The following is a 19,900-nucleotide window of genomic DNA, read 5'->3' on the forward strand; positions in this document are numbered from 1 at the left end:
TCTGCCGGATCGTGGCTGCCGAGTGACTCCCGGCGATGGGACCATGATCCGGTGACGCCCTTCCAGATCGATGTGCCCGAAGCCGTCCTGGACGACCTGCGGGCTCGGCTCTCCCGGACGAGGTTCGCGCCGGCCGCCCCGGGAGACCCGTGGGCCGCCGGCACCGACCCTGGGTACCTGGCAGGTCTGGTGCGGTACTGGCTCGACGAATTCGACTGGCGTGCGGTCGAGCGTGCCCTCAATCGGTACCCCCAGTTCGTCACCACGGTCCGGGGCACGCCGGTCCACTTCGTTCATGTTCGCTCGGCATCGCCCGACGCCACGGCGCTGATCCTGACCCATGGCTGGCCCAGCACGTACACGGAGATGCTGCCCCTGGTGTCCCGGCTCGCAGACTTCGACCTCGTCATACCGAGCCTGCCCGGCTTCGTCTTCTCCGGACCACTCGCCGAGGGCCCGACGACCGAGGCGGCTGTCGCGGACGTGTGGGCTGAGCTGATGACCCGTCTGGGCTACGACCGCTTCGGCGCCTACGGCGGCGACATCGGGTCCGGCGTGACGACGTGGCTCGGCGCCCGCCACGCAGATCGGGTCATCGGGGTCTTCTCGCAGCACATCAAGTTCCCGCCGGCGGACCGCAGGGGCGATCTCAGCCCGGCCGAGGAGGCGTTCATCGCCATGCTCGACGCGAAGGCCCAGGACGACTGGGGCTACGGAATCATCCAGGAGACACGGCCCGACACCCTCGCGGCCGCGCTGAGCGACTCGCCGTCCGGGCTGGCCGCGTGGATCGTCGAGAAGTACCAGCGCTGGAGCGACTGCGGTGGCGACATCACCCGCCGGTTCGGCTTCGACGAGCTGCTGACCACCGTGATGCTGTACTGGGTCACCAACTGCATCGGCACGTCCTTCCGTCCCTACCGGGACGACCGCCTGGCCCCACACCTGCCGATGGTCGCCGTGCCCGCCGGTATCACGGTGAGCGTGGAGGACGCCGGCCTGCCCCGGTCGTTCGCCGAACGCACCTACGCCGACCTCACCCACTGGCGCGAGCCCACCGTCGGCGGCCACTTCCTCGCCCAGGAAGAACCCGACCTGCTCGCTGCCGACCTGCGGGCCTTCTTCAGCGTGCTGCAGTAGTCCAGGAGGTCAACCGGCGGCACCACTGCTGGTTCGGGGTGCAAGACCGAACTGATCAAGGCGAGCTGGTCGGCCTCCGGAGTGGTCAGCGGGTAGGCCGCCAGCTCCACGCGGGTGGCGCCCAGTCGCGCGTACCCGGTCGAACACCCGGCTCCGATTCGGCTGGCATGGGCGGGCCGCGCCGTCGACACCGCCGCCAGGCTGATGCACCGCCTCACGACCCGGCAGACCGGCGGCGGGTCGTCGTCACCCTGCGGCCGGAGCGGATCGCCGACCTGGAGCGACCGTAGGAGCGGTTCGCCGAGCTGGACCGCCTCCGCGACGACGGCACCGCGCGGCGGCCCGTCGGAGCCGGCGTCTCCTGTCGCTCCGCCGCTATCCCACGGCCGCGAGGAAGTCCGAGTAGAACAGGCCCAGGCCGGCCGCGACGCAGACGCCGGCCACGATCCAGAACCGGACCACGATGGTGGACTCGCTCCATCCGGCCAGCTCGAAGTGGTGGTGCAACGGCACCATCCGGAAGACGCGTCGTCCGGTGGTCCGGTACGAGACGATCTGGATCACCCAGGTCGTGGTGATGATGACGAAGAGCCCGCCGATCAGGATCGAGAGCAGCGTCGTACGGGTCACCACCGCGAGCCCGCCGATCAGGCCGCCCAGCCCGAGCGCGCCCACGTCACCCATGAAGATCCGCGCCGGGGACGTGTTCCACCACAGGAAACCCACGCAGGCACCGGCCGCCGCTGCCGCGATCATGGCGATCTCCAGGGGATCGCGGACCTGGTAGCAGTACTCGTTCACGCGGGCGTACCCGTCGTCGGCGCACCAGTGCCGGTACTGCCAGAAGCCGATCAGCGAGTACGCGCCGAGCACCAGGATCGACGCACCGGTGGCCAGGCCGTCGAGGCCGTCGGTGAGGTTCACGCCGTTCGACATCGCCGTGATCACGAAGATGAAGACCATGACCGCGCCGACCTTGCCGACGTCCAGCCAGCTGATGTCGCGGATGAGCGAGATGTGCTCGCTGGCCACGGTCTGGCCGTTGGTGCTGGGCACGTAGAGCGCGGCCACGCCGAACCCGCCGCCGACGAGCGCCTGGCCGAGCAGCTTGCCTTTGGCGGACAGCCCGTCGGAGTTGCGCCGGCGCACCTTGAGGAAGTCGTCGAAGAAGCCGACCGCGCCGCAGAAGACGAACAGCCCGAGCAGCACCAGGGCCGTCATGGTGGGCCCCTCCTGCGCGATCTGCCGTTCGGGCAGGGTGGTGAGGGCGAGATGCCCGGCCACGTACGCGAGGACCGTCGCCACGATGAAGACGACGCCGCCCATCGTGGGCGTCCCCCTCTTGCCCTCGTTGCTGGCGAGCCCGATGGACCGGATCGGCTGACCGGCCTTCAGCGCGCTGAAGACGCGAATCGCCACCGGCGTGCCGAACAGGGAGATGACGAACGCGACAGCGGCCGCGACGATGACCGCCCTCACCGGCGGACCTCCACGAGATCCGGATTCCGCACCGCGTCCCCACCGCTCTTCACGAAGTCGTCGACCACGACACGTGAGCTTGCCATCCGGCGGCGGACGGAGCAGCCCCCTGAACCTCAACCCGCCGACGCTGGCAGGCACGCCGTAGCGTCGACGGCATGAGAACGCTTGTGGTGTCGCTCGCGGTGGCCGTGGTGGTGGTACTCGCGCTCGTCGTCTTCGTCGCCCGTCGGGACCGGGCGAGGCGCTCGCCGGACGAGGACTCGGCTGCGATCCGCCGGGCCGGCGCCGACCAGCACAGGCACGATGCGCAGCGTCACGCCGCGTCCCGGCGTCAGGTAGCCACGGGAGAACGCGGCCGCGACGGCCGCCGCAGGTGCGTCTTCACCGTCGCCTCGCTGATGAACAACTGCCGCGCCGCCTCGCGGTTCGTCGAGCCCCAGGCGACCAGCTCCAGGGCCTCCAGCTCCCGAAGATCTCGAGGATGCGTCAGGTTACGCCAGGCTCAGTCAGGCGGCGTGAGCCGCTGTGGTGCCCGCTGTGGGCCGGCCGTAGCGGCGGCGCAGTCGGGCCTCGGCGCGAGGATTGCGGTTGGTGAGGTTCAGTTCGCCGCCGTAGTGCGCCAAGACCCGCGGGTTCATCACCCGGTACCACAGCGGCGGAACGAGAGCGAGCAGCACCATCGAGGCGTAGCCTCCGGGCAGTTGCGGCGAGACGTCGAAGCTGCGCAGCGTCTGGTAGCGGCGCAGTGGGTTGGCGTGGTGGTCGCTGTGGCGTTGTAGCTGGAAGAGGAACACATTGGTGACGACGCGGTCGCTGTTCCAGCTGTGCCGTGGGTCGACCTTCTCGTAGCGGCCGGTGGCCGTGCGCTGGCGGCACAGTCCGTAATGCTCGAGGTAGTTGACCGCCTCCAGCAGCGAGAACCCGACGATCGCCTGCAGGAGCAGGAAGGGTACGAGCTGCCACCCGAACACCGCGATCAGCAGGGCGAAGAGCACGACGGTCATGAGGCCGGCGTTGAGCAGGTTGTTGTGCAGCGTCCACGGGCTCTTGTGCCGCAGCCGGAAGCGGCCGATCTCCAGCTGCCACGCCGAGATGAGGCTGCCCCAGACCGTACGTGGCCAGAACGCGTAGAAGCTCTCCCCCAGCCGGGCGCTGGCCGGATCCTCCGGCGTGGCGACGCGGACGTGGTGTCCGCGGTTGTGCTCGACGTAGAAATGGCCGTATCCGGTGGGTGCGAGCGCGATCTTCGACATCCACCGCTCGACCGATTCGCGCTTGTGGCCCAGCTCGTGCGCGGTGTTGATGGCCAATCCGTTGACGACGCCGATGGTGGCGACCAGGCCGGTGGCGCCGACGACACCGAGGCCGCCGCGTGTCCACACCCACGCTCCGAGCAGCAGGGCGGCGTACTGCACCGGCAGGAACAGGTAGGTGATCCAGCGGTAGTAACGGACGTCCTGCAAGCGCCGGGCGATGTCGTCGGGCGCGTTCTCTCCGTCGTCACCGAGCAGCACGTCGATGATCGGGATGAGACCGAAGACCACCGCCGGGGTGAGCCACCAGGCAGCAGCTCCCGCGCCGGCCTCCCACAACGCGTACGCCAGCAACGGCAGCACCGGCACGAGAAGAGCCAGTGGCCACAGGTGCTTCTTGCCGTCATGCCATTTGGCGGCGGCCGCCGGGGCATGGATCGGGGTCTGCATGAACCACCTCCGGAGCATCGAGCGTTGTCTCGACTGTCACACAGGCGTCCACGGTTGACAATATGTAGGTTCGCGTCAACTTTGTGGGCGCACGATGCATGTGTGTCCAGTCGATAGACTCGGCGAACCATGGCCGGCTCCCCGCGTTATCGCCACATCGCACGCCAGCACCTGCGTGACGCAGTCATCGAGGCCGGCCGCGACCTGGCGATCGACCGGGGCTGGGACGCGGTGCGGATGGCCGACGTAGCCGCCCGCGTCGGCGTGAGCAGACAGACCCTCTACAACGAGTTCACCAACAAGGCGGGTCTGGGCGAGGCCATCGCCCACCGCGAGATCGACCGGTTCATGGACGGTGTGCGGAACGCGTTGTCCGTCCACGGCGGCGACGTGAGGGCCGCCGTCCATGCCGCGGTCACGTTCGTGTTGTCGCGTGCCGCCGCCGACCCGCTGATCAAGGCCGTCCTCAGCAGCGTCCGAGGCACCGACACCCTGCTCCCCTACCTGACCACCCGCGCCGACCTGGCCCTGGCCGCCGCCGTCACGGTGCTGAGAGAGTGGGCGGACACGTACCTGCCCTGGGTGCCCCCCGATGACGTCACTGCCGGCGCCGAATCCATCGCACGATTGGTCGTCAGCCACATCGTGCTGCCCACCGCGCCCGCCGGAGACACCGCCGACGTCCTCGCCGAACTGGCACAACGCTTCCTGGACCCGCCGCGCGTGAACGAGCGCGTCAGCCACCGCTGAAGGCCGAAGGGCAGTCACCCCTGTGGATCGCCTGCAGGTGCTTTCACGTGACGCTCACTTGCGCTTGCGGATTTCCTCGGCGGCTTGGGGGACGACCTTGAACAGGTCGCCGACCACGCCGTAGTCGGCGAGTTCGAAGATCGGCGCTTCGGCGTCCTTGTTCACCGCGACGATGGTCTTCGAGGTCTGCATGCCGGCCCGGTGCTGGATCGCGCCGGAGATACCCAGCGCGACGTAGAGCTGCGGGGAGACCGTCTTACCGGTCTGACCGACCTGGAACTGGTGCGGGTAGTAGCCGGAGTCCACGGCCGCGCGGGACGCGCCGACCGCGCCGCCGAGCAGGTCGGCCATCTCCTCGACCAGCTTGAAGTTGTCGGCGTTGCCGACACCACGACCACCGGACACGACCACCGACGCCTCGGTCAGCTCCGGGCGGGAGCCCTTCTGCTCGGCGACCCGCTCCACGACCTTGGCCAGCTTGTCCGCGTCGCCGACCTGCACGGTGAGCTGCTCCACCGCCGGAGTCGCCGCGGCCGGGGCCGGGGTCAGCGAGTTCGGCCGGACGGTGACCAGCGGCAGACCCTTGGTCACCTTCGACGTGACGATGGTGGAGCCGGCGAACGCGACCTGGGTGGCGGTGCCGTCGGCGGCCAGGCCGACCACGTCGGTCAGGATGCCGTTGTCCAGCTTCACCGCCAGACGGGCCGCGATCTCCTTGTCCTCCTGCGACGAGGCCAGCAGCACAGCGGCCGGCTGAACCCGCCGGACCAGCTCCGCGACCACGGTGGCCTTGGGGGCGACCAGGTAGCCGTCGATCTCCTCACCCTCAGCCGCGTAGATCTTGGCCGCGCCGTACTCACCCAGCTTGACGCTCAGCGCCTGCGCGGCGCCGGCGCCACCGAGCACGACAGCGCTCGGGGTGCCCAGCTCGCGGGCGAGGGTGAGCATCTCACACGTGACCTTCTTGACGCCGAACTCCCGAGTGGCTTCGACGACGACGAGAACCTCAGACATGTCCCAGACCCCTCACACGAACTTCTCGGTGGCGAGGAACTCGACCAGCTTCACGCCGCCGTCGCCCTCATCGGTGATCTTCTCCCCGCCGGAACGCGGCGGACGCTTGGAGTGCTCCACCACGGCGCTGGTCGCGCCGTCGAAACCCACCTCGGCCGGGGCCACGCCCAGGTCGCCCAGGGACAGCGTCTGCACCGGCTTCTTCTTCGCCGCCATGATCCCCTTGAACGACGGGTAACGCGGCTCGTTGATCGTGTCCCACACCGAGACCACAGCCGGGGTCGAGGCGGTGACCACCTCGTAACCCTCCTCGGTCTGCCGCTCCACCGTCAGGCTCGACCCGTCGACGGTCAGCTTGCGCGCACCCGTCAACGCCGCCACACCCAGCCGCTCGGCGATCATGTGCGGCATCACCTGCACCCGGCCGTCGGTCGACTCCGCACCACAGATCACCAGATCGGCGCCCAGCTGACCGAGAGCGGCGGCGAGCACCTTCGACGTCGCCACCGCGCAGGAACCGTGCAGCGCGTCGTCGACCACGTGGACGGCCTTGTCCGGACCCATGGACAGCGCCTTACGGATCGACTCGGTCGCCCGGTCCGGACCCATCGTCAGGACAGTCACCTCACCGCCGTGCGCCTCCTTGATCTTCAACGCCTCCTCGATGGCATACTCATCCATCTCATTGATGACGTTGTTCGCCGAACCGCGGTCGACAGTGTTGTCGTCAGAACGCAGGCTGCGGTCCGCACCCGAATCGGGCACCTGCTTGACGAGTACGACGATATTCATCGCGCTTCGACGACCTCCCTCTACCTGATTCGCCGCGCCAGGCGCGACGTAACACCATGGACACCGATTGATTGAGGCCTTGCTGGTCCTGACTACCGGTGGATCAGGCCGGCGTCGGGCGATAGATGGCAGCTCGGTCGATCACCGGAGCAAGAATGTCGTCCTCGAGGTAGTAGTCAGCTTCCCCCTCCGCCGGTGGCAGCCGGCGCGGCGCGATACCCGGGTAGCCCAGGGCAGCGCGGACGTCCGGGTTCATGAAGTAGGCGCCGGACACGGCGAATGCGAACGCGTCGAAGACGTCCCGATGGTGGAGCCGCAGCTCTGCGAGTGCCTCGTCGGGCGTTCCGTGGGTCGCCAGTGCGTGCTTGACCGCGCTGGTCAGGTCCGCGTTCGCAGCCAGCGCCCGGTTGATCCACTGGCCGGCCACGTCCGCGTCGCCGGCGGACGGGAGGCCCGATCCGCCGGGGATCAGGAGGTCGGCGAGCGCGGCGAGGCGAGCCCGCGACGCGTCGCCGAGTTCTGTGGAAAGGTCGAGGCCAGTCACGACGCCACCTCCTGTTCCCGGGCGTTGGATGCGATGTGGCCGGCGGTACGTTTCGCCAGGGCGCAGATCGTTGCGGTGGGGTTGACGCCGGTCGAGGTCGTGAACACGCTGGCATCGATGATGTAGAGGTTCGGCACGTCGTGCGTACGACCGAAGCGGTCGACGACCGAGGTGGCGGGGTCATCGCCCATCTTGGCGGTACCGGTGTTGTGCCCGGTCATGAGGTTGCGGCCGGCGACCCAGGCCTTCGTCGCGCCGGCGGCCTCGTGCGCCTCCAGAGTCCTGGCCAGGTTGAAGTCGACGATCTTGCGGGTGTTGTCGGAGACCCGGTAGTGCACCTTCGCCGCCGGCAGTCCGTCCGAGTCGGTGAGCGAGGGGTGCAAGGAGACGAGGTTCGACTCCTCCGGCAGGTCCTCCGGGACGACGTGCCACTGCAGCATGCGGACGAATGACTTCATCCTGTCGGCCGAGCCTTCGCCCCAGAGTTCCTCGCCGCTGAGGCTCCGTGGATCGGTCCACTTCTCGGCCGCTTCGAGGGGCCCGGCGATGGGCAGCAGCGCCCACTTCGCGCCGCGGACGAAGCCGCGCGAAGGGTCCGACTCGTAGAACTGCATCGAGCCGATGTGCTCGCCGGCCGGTCCCAGCCAGTTCTCCAGGTCGTCCTCGTAGACGCCGACGGATGCCGCGTACGGGTGCAGCATCAGCCGCTTACCGACCAGCCCGGAGGAGTTCGCCAGGCCGTCCGGAAAGCGGTGGGACGCGGACATCAGCAGCAGCCGGGGGGTTCCGATACCGCCGGCCGCCATGATGACCAGGGAAGCGGGTTGGAAGTGCTCGCGACCGTCCCGTAGGTAGACCGCTCCGTTGGCCCGACCGCGCTCGTCCAGCGTCACCCGGGCGACCCGGGCGCGGGTGACGACCTGTGCCCCGAGCTCCACTGCGTCCCGCAGGTGCGTCACGTCCGTCGAGGACTTGGCGCCCTCCGGGCAGCCCATCCGGCAGACGCCGTAGCGGACGCACTGGCCTTCCTTGCTGTGCGGGCGGTTGAGCGTGGGGATGGAGTTGGTGCCGGGCCACCAGTGCCATCCGAGCCGGTTCATCCCCTCGGCCATCGTCCGGCCGGTCTGGTGGATCGGTGCGGCCGGCAGCGGCGGCTCGAACCCTGGCGGGTAGGCGGGGTTGCCGGCGAGACCCGACACCCGCATCTCCCGCTCGACGGCCTGGTAGTACGGCAGGAGCTCGTCGTACGTCAGGGGCCAGTCATCGGCCACGCCATCGAGAGTGCGCACACGGAAGTCCGACGGCAGGGCACGGGCCCAGATGCCGCCGTAGAGCACGCTCGTGCCACCCACGCCGTTGTACATCCACAGGGGCAGGTCCGACTCGCTGTGGTCCACCGGGTAGTCCTCGCGGCGACCGCGAACGTTCGGGTCCGGATGCCAGTCCTTCGAGCCGGCCAGCTCGTACTCGGGCTTGTTCCCCGGCAGGTTTCCGGGATCCACCCAGTCGCCCTGCTCAAGGCAGACGACCTTGAATCCAGCATTCGCCAGATGCCGGGCCGCGACTCCCGCCGAAGTCCCCGCTCCGACGATCAGGACATCTGCGTGATCACTTTTGGAACGCACACCAACCCACTCCCGTGCGGCTTCGCGGCCTTCCCTGAGCCGAAGACCATCGAAAAGCTGCCCGCCCGGTGATCGGGCCAGCATCACTTGCGATTCGTTGGGAACTGTTGCAACTCGTTGGGGTTTCTGTCAAGCCCTCACCGTGCCATCTGACGGCGGGCCCGTCCCGGCCGGCGGCGCTCACACGGAGACCTCGCGCAGCATCCGTGCGGCGTCCTCGGGGCGTACGTCGTTGATGAACACGCCCATCGCCGCCTCCGAGCCGGCGAGGTACTTCAACCTGCCCGGCGCCCGCCGCGGGGTGAACAGCTGCAGGTGCAGGTAGGCAAGGTGGCGGTCGATCCGCACGGGCGCCTGCTGCCAGCCGGAGACGTACGGCATCGGCACACCGAACAGGCCGTCCAAGCGGCGCAGCACGTCGAGGTAGACGGGTCCGAAGGCGGCGCGTTCGGCGTCGGAGAGCGCGGCGAGGTCGGCGACCTTCCGGTGGGGGTAGAGGTGCACCTCGAACGGCCAGCGCGCGAACGCGGGCACGAACGCCGTCCAGTGCGCGTTGGCGGCGACGACACGCTCGCCGGACTGCTCTGCGGCGAGGACGGCCGCGAACAGGTCCGCGCCGTCGTTGCTCTCCGCATACGAGCGCGCCGACGCCAGCATCCGGCGGGTGCGGGGAGTGACGAACGGGTAGCCATAGATCTGACCGTGCGGGTGGTGGAGCGTCACCCCGATCTCCTCGCCCCGGTTCTCGAAGCAGAAGACCTGCTCCACACCCGGCAGGCCGGACAGTTCGGCCGTCCGGTCGGCCCACGCCTCCATCACGGTGCGTACCCGCTGCGACGTGAGCCCGGCGAACGACGTGTCGTGTGAGGAGGTGAAGCAGACGACTTCGCAGCGGCCGGTGCCGGGCCGGGACGGGACGAACTCCGGCAGCATCGTCGGCGGCACCCGTGCGCCGCGGTGGCTGAACGACGGGAACCGGTTCTCGAAGACCGCGACATCGTAGTCGGGGGCCGGGATCTCACCGAGGTGTCCCGAGCGGGACGGGCAGAGCGGACACTCCGCGGCCGGTGGCAGGTGGGTGCGCGTCTGCCGGTGCGCCGCGATCGCCACCCACTCGTCGAGCAGCGGATCGTGCCTGAGCTCCGACGCCGCCGGAGGCGGCGGCAGCACGCGGTCGTCGGATCCGGTCCGGCAGGCGTCGTCGGTCTCGTCGAAGTAGATGAGTTCCCGGCCGTCGGCCAGGGTCGTGACCGTACGCTTGATCTCGCCTGTCATGAGCGACTCCCCCAGTTCACGGTGCGCGGGCTCATGCCGTGCACGCCGACACCCGCGAGCCGGCGGATCGGCGCCTCGCTGCGCCGTCGTCAGCCCCACGACTGCTCCGTCATGGATCGGAAGGCGACCTCGAGCATGCGGTAGTGACGGGGCCGGGTGAGCGCGAAGATGATCGTCTCCGCCACGTCCTCGGGCCGCATCATGTCGTCCAGTTCCGGCATGTCCGGGGTACGCAGGCCGCGCCCCATCCCGAACTCGGTCGCCACGCCGCCCGGGCAGACGTTGCAGCAGCGGATGCCGCTCTCGCGCAACTCGTGGTCCAGCGACCGGGTGAACCCGACCGCGGCGAACTTGGTCGCCACGTAGGCGGCCTCGTCGGGCAGCCCACGCCGGCCGGCCTCGGACGCCACGGTGATGATGTCGGCGGCGCCGCGGGCGCGCAGGTGCGGCAGTGCGGCACGGACGGTGTGGAACAGGCCCCGGATGTTGACGTCGACCATCTCGTCGAGTTCGGCCAGGGGCGTCTGTTCGAAGTCGCCCCACGATCCGACGCCGGCGTTCGCGACCACGATGTCCAGGCCGCCGAAGCGCGCCACGGTCTCGGCGACCGCCGCCTCCACCTGCGCCGGATCCCGCACGTCACACGATATGTTCACGCAGTCGGCGAGCCCCGGGTCGGGCGCGCTGCGCGAGGCGAGGCCCAGCTTGACCTTCCGAGCGGCCAGCGCGTGCGCAACCGCCGCGCCGATACCGCTGCTGGCTCCCGTGACGAAGGCGACCTTTCCCGCAAGGACCGTCATTCTCCGGCTCGCTTTCCACGACTGCCGGCGGACGCGGAGCCCGCCGGACGACGGCATCTCGAACTACGGTCGGACCGCCCGGGCCCACGGCTCCGCGCCGGTGGTGACCGGTCCCCCGGTGTCGGCGGCGGCGTGGATCGCCAGCGCCAGCAGGTGGTCCTGGCACGCGTCGGCGAGCGGGTAGGGCGCCGGCTCCACGCCCCGGCGCCACTGGCCGGTCCGCTCCAGGCAGGTGCCGATCGCGATCTCCTCGTCGGAGAGCCGGGCGCCGGGGTACGGGTTGCGGTAGAGCACCCGACCCGACCAGCTCAACGTGTCGAGGTCCGCCCCCTCGAGGTTGCCGTCCAGCCCGGTGTGCCGGCGCACGATCGGGGCGCTCACCGGCGTGCCGTTCTCCGTGCTCCAGGTGACCTCGTTGCCGACCACCTCGCCGTGGCTGCCCCGCACGATCACGTGCCGGCGGCGCCAGGGGTTGAACCACTGTCCCTCGCTGAAGTCGTACACGCCGCTGCGGCCCGCCATCTCCAGCACCGCGAGTGTGTGAGCTGCCGGGCGCACCTCCGGCGTGGCCGGCCAGCCACCCCGGTCGGGGCCCTCCAGCAGCGGGCCGGTGGTGCGCACCGCGCTCACCCGCGCCGGCTCCGCCGCCACACCGAGCAGGATCCGCAACAACGCGGTGGCGTGGTAATCGTGCGACCAGGACACCTGTGCGGAGGTGACCTCGCCCAGCACGCCGTCCGCGATCAGCGTCCGCAGCGCGACAACCACCGGCAGGTACGGGTGCTGCTCGGCGACCTGGACCAGGTCACTGGCGCCGACGGCGGCCCAGAGCCGGCGCAGTCCGTCGGCGTCGGGGGCCGGCGGGGTCTCCGACAGCACCGCGGTGTCGAGCGCGACCAGCGAGGAGACCACCTCGGGGTTGGCCTCCCTCGGCACCGACGTGACGACGACCTCGGGCGCCGCGGAGGCGACCAGCTCCTCGACACTGCGGTACGTCGGGATGCCCCACTGCTGCTCCAGCCGGGCGCCGACGTCGGGGCGGCGGGTCACCGCGCCGACGCACTGGAAGCGCTCGGGAACCTGGCGGGCCAGGCGCAGGTAGAAGTCGGCGCGCCAGCCGTGGCCGACGATGCCGTAGCGGACCGGACCCCCGGCGGCGGACATGGCTGGGCTCTCCTTCACTGTCGAACTGTCAGGGGACGAGGACGGCCCGTGCCCGGATCTTCCCGGCCTTCAGCATCCCCAGCACCTCGTTCGCCTCGGCGAGCGGGAAGTCGGCGTGGACGGAGCGCAGCTTGCCGGCGGCGGCGAGGTTGAGGACCTCGCGCATCTGCTGTCGGTTGCCCAGCACGGAGCCGACAACGGTCCGCTCGTCGCCGATGTCCAGCAGGCCGACGTTCTGGGCGACGCCGAGGACGATCCGCCCGCCGGGCTTGACGATCCGCATCGCCTCTGCCACGGACGCGTCGGACGGCGCGAAGACGATGGCGGCGTCCACCGCGTTGTCGGAGAGGTTGCTGCCGCCGGAACCCTTGGGGCTGAAGGACTTGAGAGCGCCGAGCTCCTCGGCGACCGCCTGGTGCACCGCGCTGCGGGTCACCGCGTACACGTCGGCACCGGTGAGGGCGGCCATCTGGATGACCATGTGGCCCACACCCCCGACGCCGAGGACAGCGACCTTCTGCCCGGGCGTCAGGTGCGCCTTCGACACCGAGCCGTAGGCGGTGATGCCGGGGCAGAAGAGTGGCGCGGCCTCCTCGAAGGAGAGGTTGTCCGGGAGCGGGTAGGCGTATGCCGACTCCGCCAGCATGTACTCGGCGTAGCCGCCGTCGAGGGTCTCCCCGGTGATCTGCCGCTGCCGGCACAGCTGCTCGCGGCCGGACAAGCAGTACTGGCACACCCCGCAGGTCTTCCAGATCGGCTGCACACCGACCCGGTCCCCGACGGCGAGGTGCGTGACCGCCGAGCCGACCGCCGAGATCGTGCCCACGACCTCGTGGCCGGGGATGATCGGGAACGAGGCGGGCGTGTTGGGCAGCCAGTCGCCTTCGACCATGTGCAGGTTGGATCGGCAGACACCGCAGGCACCGACCTTGATGAGGATCTGGGTGGCCGACGGCGCGGGCTCGGCCACCTCGCGCAGCTGGAGCGGCTTGTTCTCGATCGGTCCGGCTTGTTCGAGCAGCGCTGCCTTCATTACCTGTTTCTTCCTGTGCGGGTGGTCATCCGGCGTTGCCCGGAGGGACGATCATCGGGTGCTGCCCGGCCCTTGAGCGGGCGCGCCGCTCAAGGGCCGGGTGGGGGTCAGAGCGAGGGGGGCGTGAGGAGGCCCCGCTCGATGAGCTTCTCGATGTTGCCGGCGCGGCGGTCGTCCTCGCGGGCGAGCCAGCCCTCCTGCGGCAGCTTCTCGACGTACTGGTTCTTCTCGTAGATCGGCTTCTCGTAGATCGCCGCGTACTGCTCGGTGCGCAGATCCTTGAACCAGTTCATGACACCGTTCGCCGCGCGGGCGCGGCGCAGCGCCTCGATGTCGATGACGTAGCTGACGAACGAGTCGCCGGGGATCAGGCCCTCCTGGCGGGCGACGACATGGCCCTTGCTGTCCACGATCATCGACCGGCCGCCGAACAGGTCGAACATGTGCCCGTCGTCGTTCATCTGCGGGCCCAGGTTCGGCGAGATCACGTAGGTCTGGTTGAACATGGCGTGGGCGCGGTTCTGCAGCTCCCACATGCCCTGGCTGACCTGCGGGTCGATCAGCGTGGCACGGATGATGATCTCCGCGCCGTTCATCGCCAGACCGCGGGAGGTCTCCGGGTAGGCGCCCTCGTGGCAGATGATGTAGCCGATGTTGCCGATCTCGGTCTTGGCGACCGGGAAGATGGCGTCCAGGGCGTTGCCGTTGCCCTTCTTGGCCACCCACTCGTCGTAGATGTCGTGCGGGTTGGTGGTGCCCAGCGCGCCACCCTCGTACGCGTCGCTGGTGGACTTGGCCCGCTTGTAGATGACCTCGCCCTCAGGGCTGATGATGAACGCCACGTTGAACAGGTGACCCGGGAAGTCCTCGTCGGTCACGAACAGCAGTTCAGCGGCGATGTAGGTGTTCAGCTCGCGGGCCTTCGCCGCCAGGACGTCGGTCTCGGGGCCGGGGACGGTCGTGGCGAAGGCCTCGTGGGCCTCCCGGTTGCCGGCCTTGAAGTTCTCCGGCATGCCCTGGATGGCCATCTCGGGCAGCACGACCAGCTTGACCGGCGCACCCTCGGTCGCCGCGGTCCGGACCGCCATCTCCATGAAGTTGCAGATGCGCTTGGCGCTCTCGACGGCGTCCTCACGCTTCTTCATCGTGACGATGCGCGGAGAGATCGCCACCACTGCATACGGGTCAACCACAGTCAAACTCCTCTTGACTCATGCGCTGGACGGGTCGCCGCCCGGCTGATCGCTTGTGCAGGTGACCGGCACCGCGATCGGAATGCGGAGCACTGGTCGGGGCCTGAGACGAGCTGTCGGTGACGCCCCTGGACGTCGTCGTCAGGTTCATCCGAGAACTAGGTAATCGATGTCACGACCACGACAACCGTAAGCAGTTCCCTTTATGACTGTCAAGCGTCGAAAAAGACCCACTTATATAGATCAGTACGGAAAAAGGGCATGCGACATCCGCCGCAAAGCCCCTGCTCACGGAGCCTCACGATCAGCCGGAAAAGTCCCTCGGTCGCGCCGGTTCGGGTTCTCGACACCGTTTCCCACCCGTGGTCGTCGACGAGTGCGGGCGCCGGGGTGGTCGGCGAATGTTCCTTCCTGCTCGATGCCGGGCGGACACGTCTCGACGAGGCCGCCGTTCATGTGGTCTGCGGTCAGCGCCTCGAATTGCCCGCACGGGGTGTCACCCGGAGGGCGAAGGGATCATCGACCGGTGGAACGACGTCCACCAGTGCCGGCTTGCTGGGCGCGACGATCTCACCCGACCCTCGGGTCACCAGACGCAGCGGAATGACGGTCTTGACCGGATCGCTGCACGTCCCGTCCAGCCGGGCGAAGAGCCGCTCCACGGCCAGTCTGCCGAGCAGCTCGGGCGAGTGCTCCAGGACGGTGATCGCCGGCGAGAGGACATCGGCCAGCGCGAAGTCCCCGAAGGACACCACCGCGATGTCGGTGCGGGCCCTGTCGTGCAGGACCTTGACCACGCCCAGGGACGTCTCGGAACGGGCGCTGAAGATCGCGGTCGGCGGCTCGTCGAGGTCGAGGAACTGGCTGGTGCGCGCCCTGGCGGCGCGTGCCTCGGCGCAGTCCGTGGCGACGATCTCCCCGACGACGGGAAGTCCGGACTCGGTGAGGGCGTCCACGTAACCGGCGTACCGGTTGCGGGAGGTCTCGATCTCCAGATCGTCACTGACGAACGCGATCCGCTCGTGGCCGTGGCCGATCAGGTGACGTACCGCGGTACGCGCGCCGCCGCGGTCGTCGAAGACGACGACATCCGCCGCGAAGTTCTTGGGATGGCGATCGACGAAGACCACGGGCGTACTGGTGGCCGCGAGGTACGACAGGTCCGCCGTGTGCGGCGTGATGATCAGTCCTGCCACGCGCCGCTGCTGGAGGGTGTCGACGATCGTCGCCTCACGGTTCGGCAGCCGCCGGTTGCTCGCGACGATCACGTTCAGACCGCGGCGTAGCGCCGCGAGCTCGATCTCGCTGATGACGGCGGCGAAGAACGGGTCAGCGATCGACTCGACGATGACGCCGATCGTGTCGTCCACACCGCGGCGCAGCGACCTGGCGAGCAGGTCGACGCGGTAGCCCAGCCGCACCACCGCCTCCTCGACGCGCTGTCGCGTCTCCACGGACACCCGCGGATCTCCGTTGATCACCCGCGAGGCCGTCTTCGCGCTGGTGCCGGCGGCCAGGGCGACGTCGCTGAGCCGCACGACCTTCTTCGTCATGACGGTCCGTCGCATTCTCGTCGCCGCGGCGATGCCGCCGGGGCCTCCCCATCGCCGGGAACAGGTCTGATCAACCGGCTCGCCGTCCTCTCGTCTTCTCGAGGCGGGATCATCGAGGTCAGGGCGCTCACCCGAGCCGGCCGGTGCGGACGGACATGGCCGCTCCTCACGAGGCTCCCGCCCTGAATCCTAGGCCGCCGTGTGGGCGTGCGGAACGCCGAACGACAACACGGTCCGGGGTTGTCACGTTCCCGCACCGCCCGTCTGCCGAAGCTGCGGAATGAGCTCCGCCCAGTCGTAGTCCCGCAGGTAGTAGTCGCGCACGCTGTACGTGCCGTCCATGGTGTCCTTGAGCGACTCGGGACCCGGGAACCCGATCACCGCCCAGCCGACCCGGCCGCGGTTGCCGCCGTAGACCGGATCACCGTAGAAGCCCTGCCGGGTGTGCGCCACCAGGGCGTCGAAGAACGACAACCCGTCGTCGAACGCGTACACCTGGATCGTGGGACTCGCGCCGCCGGCGTCGCGCACCACCGGAGCCGGCTTCGGAGCGCCGGAGATCCGCTCCAGGACGACGTCCTGCTGGTCGTCGGAGAGGGACACGAAGTCCGGCCCGAAACTCTGCCTGGCGATGGCGTCGAGCTCGCGCACGCCCCGGCGGTAGGTCTCCTGCATGTCGGCGATCCGGGCCCGCCAGGCGTCGGCCGGCTTCCCGCTCATCCGCAGGAATCCACTGCCGTCCGCGGCGGCGTACACATGATCTATGCCGGACAGAAACCGGTCGATGAACCGGACGGCGTGCGCTTCACGCGCGCCCGGATCGTGATCCGTCGGGATGATCCGTGCGGTCGCGGCCTCGATGGTCTCCCACTCGTGGTCGGTGAAGAAGAGACGGTCCGCCGCGTCGGGATCGACGGGCGCGAGGACGACAGGCCAGTCCGCCATCGATGTCATCGCCTCCTCCTCAGCTCGCCGCTACCTGCTGCGGCCCACGCCGAGCCTGCGGCAATCGCTCCTGCCGCCCCTTGGCGTGCGTCTGGGCGATGTAGTCGGCGCACCGCCACGCGTTGGCCATGATGGTCAGGGTCGGGTTCACGCCGGTCGCGGTCGGGAAGCCCGCGCCGTCGAGAACGTAGAGATTGTCGACGTCGTGCGACTGGCACCACTCGTTGAGAACGGTGTCGGCGGGATCCGTTCCCATCCGCACGGTCCCGTGCTGGTGACAGGTGTTTCCGCTGGCCCGGCCCCGCTCGAGGTACACCGGGATCGTCTTCCAGGCGCCGGCGGCCTCGAGGATCTCGACGTTCTTGTCGACCTGCCATTTCGCCAGGGCGATGTCGTTGGGGTGCGCCTTGTGGGTGATCCGGGCCGCCGGCAGGCCCCACGCGTCCTTGACGTCGGGGTCGAGGTCGACCCGGTTCGACGCGACCGGGAGGTCATGCAGGGTGTGGCCGATCTTCATCGCATGGTTGTAGAAGTCGCGGTCGGCGTCCTTGGCGGCGCTGCCCCACGCCGGCCGGCCAGGGAAGTTCCAGTTGACCGGCTGGCCGACGTGCGACGCGCCGATCAGCGCGCCGCCGATGTGCCCACGGTCGTAGTCGGTCTCGTAGAACTGGAACGAGCCGCCGCTGATGTAGTTGCCGGGGAACCCGTACAGCGGCTGCCCGTCGTTGAAGAGGCCGACCGCGAACAGGTACTCGTGGAAGGTGGCGTTGCGCCCGACCTGCCCGCTGCTGTTGGCGAGGCCGTCGGGGAACTGCCGTGACTTCGACATGAGCATCAGGCGTGCCGACTCGACCGCGCCGAGGCAGAGCAGGACGAGTTCGGCGTCCTGCTCGACTTCCCGGCCGAGGGCGTCGATGTAGACGACACCACGGGCGCGACCGTCGGGCCCGACCGTCACCTCGCGCACGTAGCACTCCGGCCGCAGGTCGAGGTTGCCGGTCGCGAGCGCCTCCGGCACGAACGTGTCCAGCGTCGACGAGCGCATCCCGCTCGGGTCGCCGTACCCGTTCCAGAAGCTGGTCCAGTTGGACGGCGTACGCCCTCGGTACGGCTGGCTGACCAGCGCCTGCGGGATCGGCATCGCGTTGATGCCCAGCTTCCTGCACGCCTCGTAGAAACGCTTGGCGGCCCGGGTCGGGGGCAGCGGCGGCGTGGGGTACGGCGTACTGCGGTACGGCTCGTACGCGTCCGCGCCGTCCAGGCCCGCGCAGCCGAAGGCCCACTCCACCTTGGACAGGTACGGCTCGAGGTCGTCGTAGGTGATCGGCCAGTCAGCGAGGCTGGCCCCCTCGATGTCACCGTGCAGGCTGCGCATCATGAAGTCCGACGGGCGGGGGCGCGGCAGCCAGCCGGCCCAGTGCACCGTGCCGCCGCCGACCATCTGCGGCACCATCGAGAACGGCGTCGGCACGGCCGTCTCGTTGTCGTCCGTCCGCACGGTGCGCGGGTTGACCCTCGGATCCGACCACAGGTAGGTGCGGTTGAGGAACTTGATCTCGTCGCCGGAGAAGTGCTCGCGCGACCGCAGCCACGGCCCCCGCTCCAGGCCGACCACGTTCAGTCCGGCCTCGCACAGCACCTTCGCGGCGGTGCCCCCGGACGCGCCCATCCCGACGATGACGACGTCAACCGGGTCGGGTTTCCTTGCGTACTCCATGCCGCTGACCTCTCAACCGAGGCGGGTCGGGGCATCCGCCCCGGCCCGCCGGCCGTCTCAGGCGCTCTGTACCGCGAACTTCCGCGAGCTGCGGGCCTGGTACACCTTGTCCAGGACCACAGCGAGCACCAGGATCGTGCCCTTGATCAGGTACTGGTTGAACGACGGAACGTTCATCATGTCCAGGCCGGTGTTGATCTCACTGACCAGGATCGCGGCCAGGACGGTGCCGAGGATCGAACCCCGGCCGCCGGCCAGACTGGTGCCACCGATGACGGCGACCATGATGACCTCGAGCTCGTAGCCGGTCGCCGCCAGCGGCGAGGCCGACGACAGGCGCCCGGTCAGGATCAGGCCGCCGAGGCCCGCCAGCAACCCGCTGATCGCGAACACGATCACGATCGTGCGGCGCACGTTGATTCCCGCCAGCCGCGCGTTCTCGGCGTTCCCGCCGAGAACGAACAGGCTGCGGCCGAAGGCGGTCGCCTTGAGCACGAACGCGATCAGCGCGGCGAGGACGAGGAAGAGAACCGTGATGGCCGGGACCGGGCCGTAGTTGGTGAGGCCGAACCAGTCGAACAGCGGGTCGGAGAACGTGATCCCCGCCGTGTTCGAACTGCCGATCGCCCACGCGATCATCACGTAGGTGAGGCCACGCGCCACGCTCATCATGCCCAGCGTGACCGCGAACGGCGCGAGCTTCAGCAGCGAGATCAGCAGCCCGCTGAGCGCGCCGAGCAGCCCCGTCACCACCAGTGCGATCAACACCGAGAGGGCGGCCGGAAGCTGGACCGGGTTGGCGGCCGTGAACGCGGTGCCGAGCAGCCCGGCGCCGATCGCGCCGCCGAGCGCCATCATCGACCCGACCGACAGGTCGATCCCGCCGATGGACCCGGTGCTGATGATGACGATCGTCAAGCCCAGCCCGACGATGCCGAACATCGACGCGCCGCGCAGCAGGTTCTCGACGCTGCCGGTGGACAGGAACTCCGGCGACTGGCTGGTGAACACCACCGCCAGCAGGGCGATCAGGACTACGAGCGCCAACTGCTGTCCCTGCAGCGGCAGGCGGGTGCCGGCCGCGCCCGATCCGCGTTGACGCCCTGGAATCCGTGCTAGCAACGACGACATCTACCTGTTCCTGTTCTCTGCGCGGGGCAACCGATGCGG

Annotated in this window: 17 protein-coding genes and 1 pseudogene; 2 read left to right on the plus strand and 16 right to left on the minus strand. The window is 69.3% G+C overall.

Going from position 1 to position 19,900, the window contains the following annotated elements; genetic code table 11:
• Positions 1 to 51: 51 nt before the first annotated feature.
• A complete protein-coding gene (locus tag ABIH81_RS29365) occupies positions 52 to 1,140 on the plus strand; it encodes an epoxide hydrolase family protein (protein ID WP_349878109.1) in 1,089 nt (362 codons plus the stop codon).
• Between the two features lie 375 nt (positions 1,141 to 1,515).
• Here ABIH81_RS29365 and mraY read toward each other — a convergent pair whose 3' ends face one another.
• From mraY to ABIH81_RS29380, 3 genes and pseudogenes are all read right to left on the minus strand, one after another.
• Positions 1,516 to 2,619 carry a phospho-N-acetylmuramoyl-pentapeptide-transferase gene (mraY, locus tag ABIH81_RS29370; protein ID WP_349878110.1) on the minus strand — a complete coding sequence of 368 codons (1,104 nt, stop codon included), beginning with the start codon at positions 2,617 to 2,619 and terminating at the stop codon, positions 1,516 to 1,518.
• A gap of 335 nt (positions 2,620 to 2,954) precedes the next feature.
• Positions 2,955 to 3,091, minus strand: a pseudogene (locus ABIH81_RS29375) (LuxR C-terminal-related transcriptional regulator); the annotation flags it as partial.
• 37 nt (positions 3,092 to 3,128) lie between these two features.
• Positions 3,129 to 4,325, minus strand: coding sequence for an alkane 1-monooxygenase (locus tag ABIH81_RS29380; RefSeq protein ID WP_349878111.1), 1,197 nt, complete (start codon positions 4,323 to 4,325; stop codon positions 3,129 to 3,131).
• 129 nt (positions 4,326 to 4,454) lie between these two features.
• Between ABIH81_RS29380 and ABIH81_RS29385 the strand changes: the two genes are divergently transcribed.
• Positions 4,455 to 5,075, plus strand: coding sequence for a TetR family transcriptional regulator (locus ABIH81_RS29385; protein ID WP_349878112.1), 621 nt, complete (start codon positions 4,455 to 4,457; stop codon positions 5,073 to 5,075).
• A 54-nt stretch (positions 5,076 to 5,129) separates the two neighbouring features.
• Here the strand turns inward: ABIH81_RS29385 and ABIH81_RS29390 are convergent, their stop codons facing one another.
• From ABIH81_RS29390 to ABIH81_RS29450, 13 genes are all read right to left on the minus strand, one after another.
• On the minus strand, positions 5,130 to 6,089 hold the full coding sequence (locus ABIH81_RS29390) for an electron transfer flavoprotein subunit alpha/FixB family protein (RefSeq protein WP_349878113.1): 960 nt from the start codon (positions 6,087 to 6,089) through the stop codon (positions 5,130 to 5,132).
• A gap of 12 nt (positions 6,090 to 6,101) precedes the next feature.
• Positions 6,102 to 6,881: an electron transfer flavoprotein subunit beta/FixA family protein gene (locus ABIH81_RS29395; protein ID WP_349878114.1), complete on the minus strand. Its 780-nt coding sequence runs from the start codon at positions 6,879 to 6,881 to the stop codon at positions 6,102 to 6,104.
• A gap of 103 nt (positions 6,882 to 6,984) precedes the next feature.
• The gene (locus ABIH81_RS29400) at positions 6,985 to 7,425 is read right to left on the minus strand and encodes a hypothetical protein (RefSeq protein ID WP_349878115.1); all 441 of its coding nucleotides are present in this window, start codon (positions 7,423 to 7,425) and stop codon (positions 6,985 to 6,987) included.
• Positions 7,422 to 9,134, minus strand: a complete 1,713-nt coding sequence (locus ABIH81_RS29405) for a GMC family oxidoreductase (RefSeq protein ID WP_349881239.1) — start codon at positions 9,132 to 9,134, stop codon at positions 7,422 to 7,424. Before ABIH81_RS29405 ends, ABIH81_RS29400 begins: the two co-directional genes overlap by 4 nt.
• A 96-nt stretch (positions 9,135 to 9,230) precedes the next feature.
• A complete protein-coding gene (gene galT, locus ABIH81_RS29410) occupies positions 9,231 to 10,325 on the minus strand; it encodes a galactose-1-phosphate uridylyltransferase (RefSeq protein ID WP_349878116.1) in 1,095 nt (364 codons plus the stop codon).
• Positions 10,326 to 10,414: 89 nt separating this feature from the next.
• A complete protein-coding gene (locus ABIH81_RS29415) occupies positions 10,415 to 11,125 on the minus strand; it encodes an SDR family oxidoreductase (protein WP_349878117.1) in 711 nt (236 codons plus the stop codon).
• A 63-nt stretch (positions 11,126 to 11,188) separates the two neighbouring features.
• Positions 11,189 to 12,289 carry a Gfo/Idh/MocA family oxidoreductase gene (locus ABIH81_RS29420; RefSeq protein WP_349878118.1) on the minus strand — a complete coding sequence of 367 codons (1,101 nt, stop codon included), beginning with the start codon at positions 12,287 to 12,289 and terminating at the stop codon, positions 11,189 to 11,191.
• A gap of 28 nt (positions 12,290 to 12,317) precedes the next feature.
• Positions 12,318 to 13,322 (minus strand): alcohol dehydrogenase catalytic domain-containing protein, encoded by a 1,005-nt coding sequence (locus ABIH81_RS29425; protein ID WP_349878119.1) that lies wholly within the window; start codon positions 13,320 to 13,322, stop codon positions 12,318 to 12,320.
• A 107-nt stretch (positions 13,323 to 13,429) separates the two neighbouring features.
• Positions 13,430 to 14,515 carry a nitrilase-related carbon-nitrogen hydrolase gene (locus tag ABIH81_RS29430; protein WP_349878120.1) on the minus strand — a complete coding sequence of 362 codons (1,086 nt, stop codon included), beginning with the start codon at positions 14,513 to 14,515 and terminating at the stop codon, positions 13,430 to 13,432.
• A 467-nt stretch (positions 14,516 to 14,982) separates the two neighbouring features.
• On the minus strand, positions 14,983 to 16,068 hold the full coding sequence (locus ABIH81_RS29435; protein ID WP_349878121.1) for a LacI family DNA-binding transcriptional regulator: 1,086 nt from the start codon (positions 16,066 to 16,068) through the stop codon (positions 14,983 to 14,985).
• A 243-nt stretch (positions 16,069 to 16,311) separates the two neighbouring features.
• Positions 16,312 to 17,022, minus strand: a complete 711-nt coding sequence (locus ABIH81_RS29440) for a gluconate 2-dehydrogenase subunit 3 family protein (protein WP_349878122.1) — start codon at positions 17,020 to 17,022, stop codon at positions 16,312 to 16,314.
• A gap of 10 nt (positions 17,023 to 17,032) precedes the next feature.
• Positions 17,033 to 18,730, minus strand: coding sequence for a GMC family oxidoreductase (locus tag ABIH81_RS29445; RefSeq protein WP_349878123.1), 1,698 nt, complete (start codon positions 18,728 to 18,730; stop codon positions 17,033 to 17,035).
• A gap of 57 nt (positions 18,731 to 18,787) precedes the next feature.
• Positions 18,788 to 19,777, minus strand: coding sequence for an ABC transporter permease (locus ABIH81_RS29450; RefSeq protein ID WP_349878124.1), 990 nt, complete (start codon positions 19,775 to 19,777; stop codon positions 18,788 to 18,790).
• Positions 19,778 to 19,900 lie beyond the last annotated feature (123 nt).

Origin of the sequence: Micromonospora sp. HUAS YX12, assembly GCF_040215685.1 — a bacterium.
Taxonomy (GTDB): domain Bacteria; phylum Actinomycetota; class Actinomycetes; order Mycobacteriales; family Micromonosporaceae; genus Micromonospora; species Micromonospora tulbaghiae.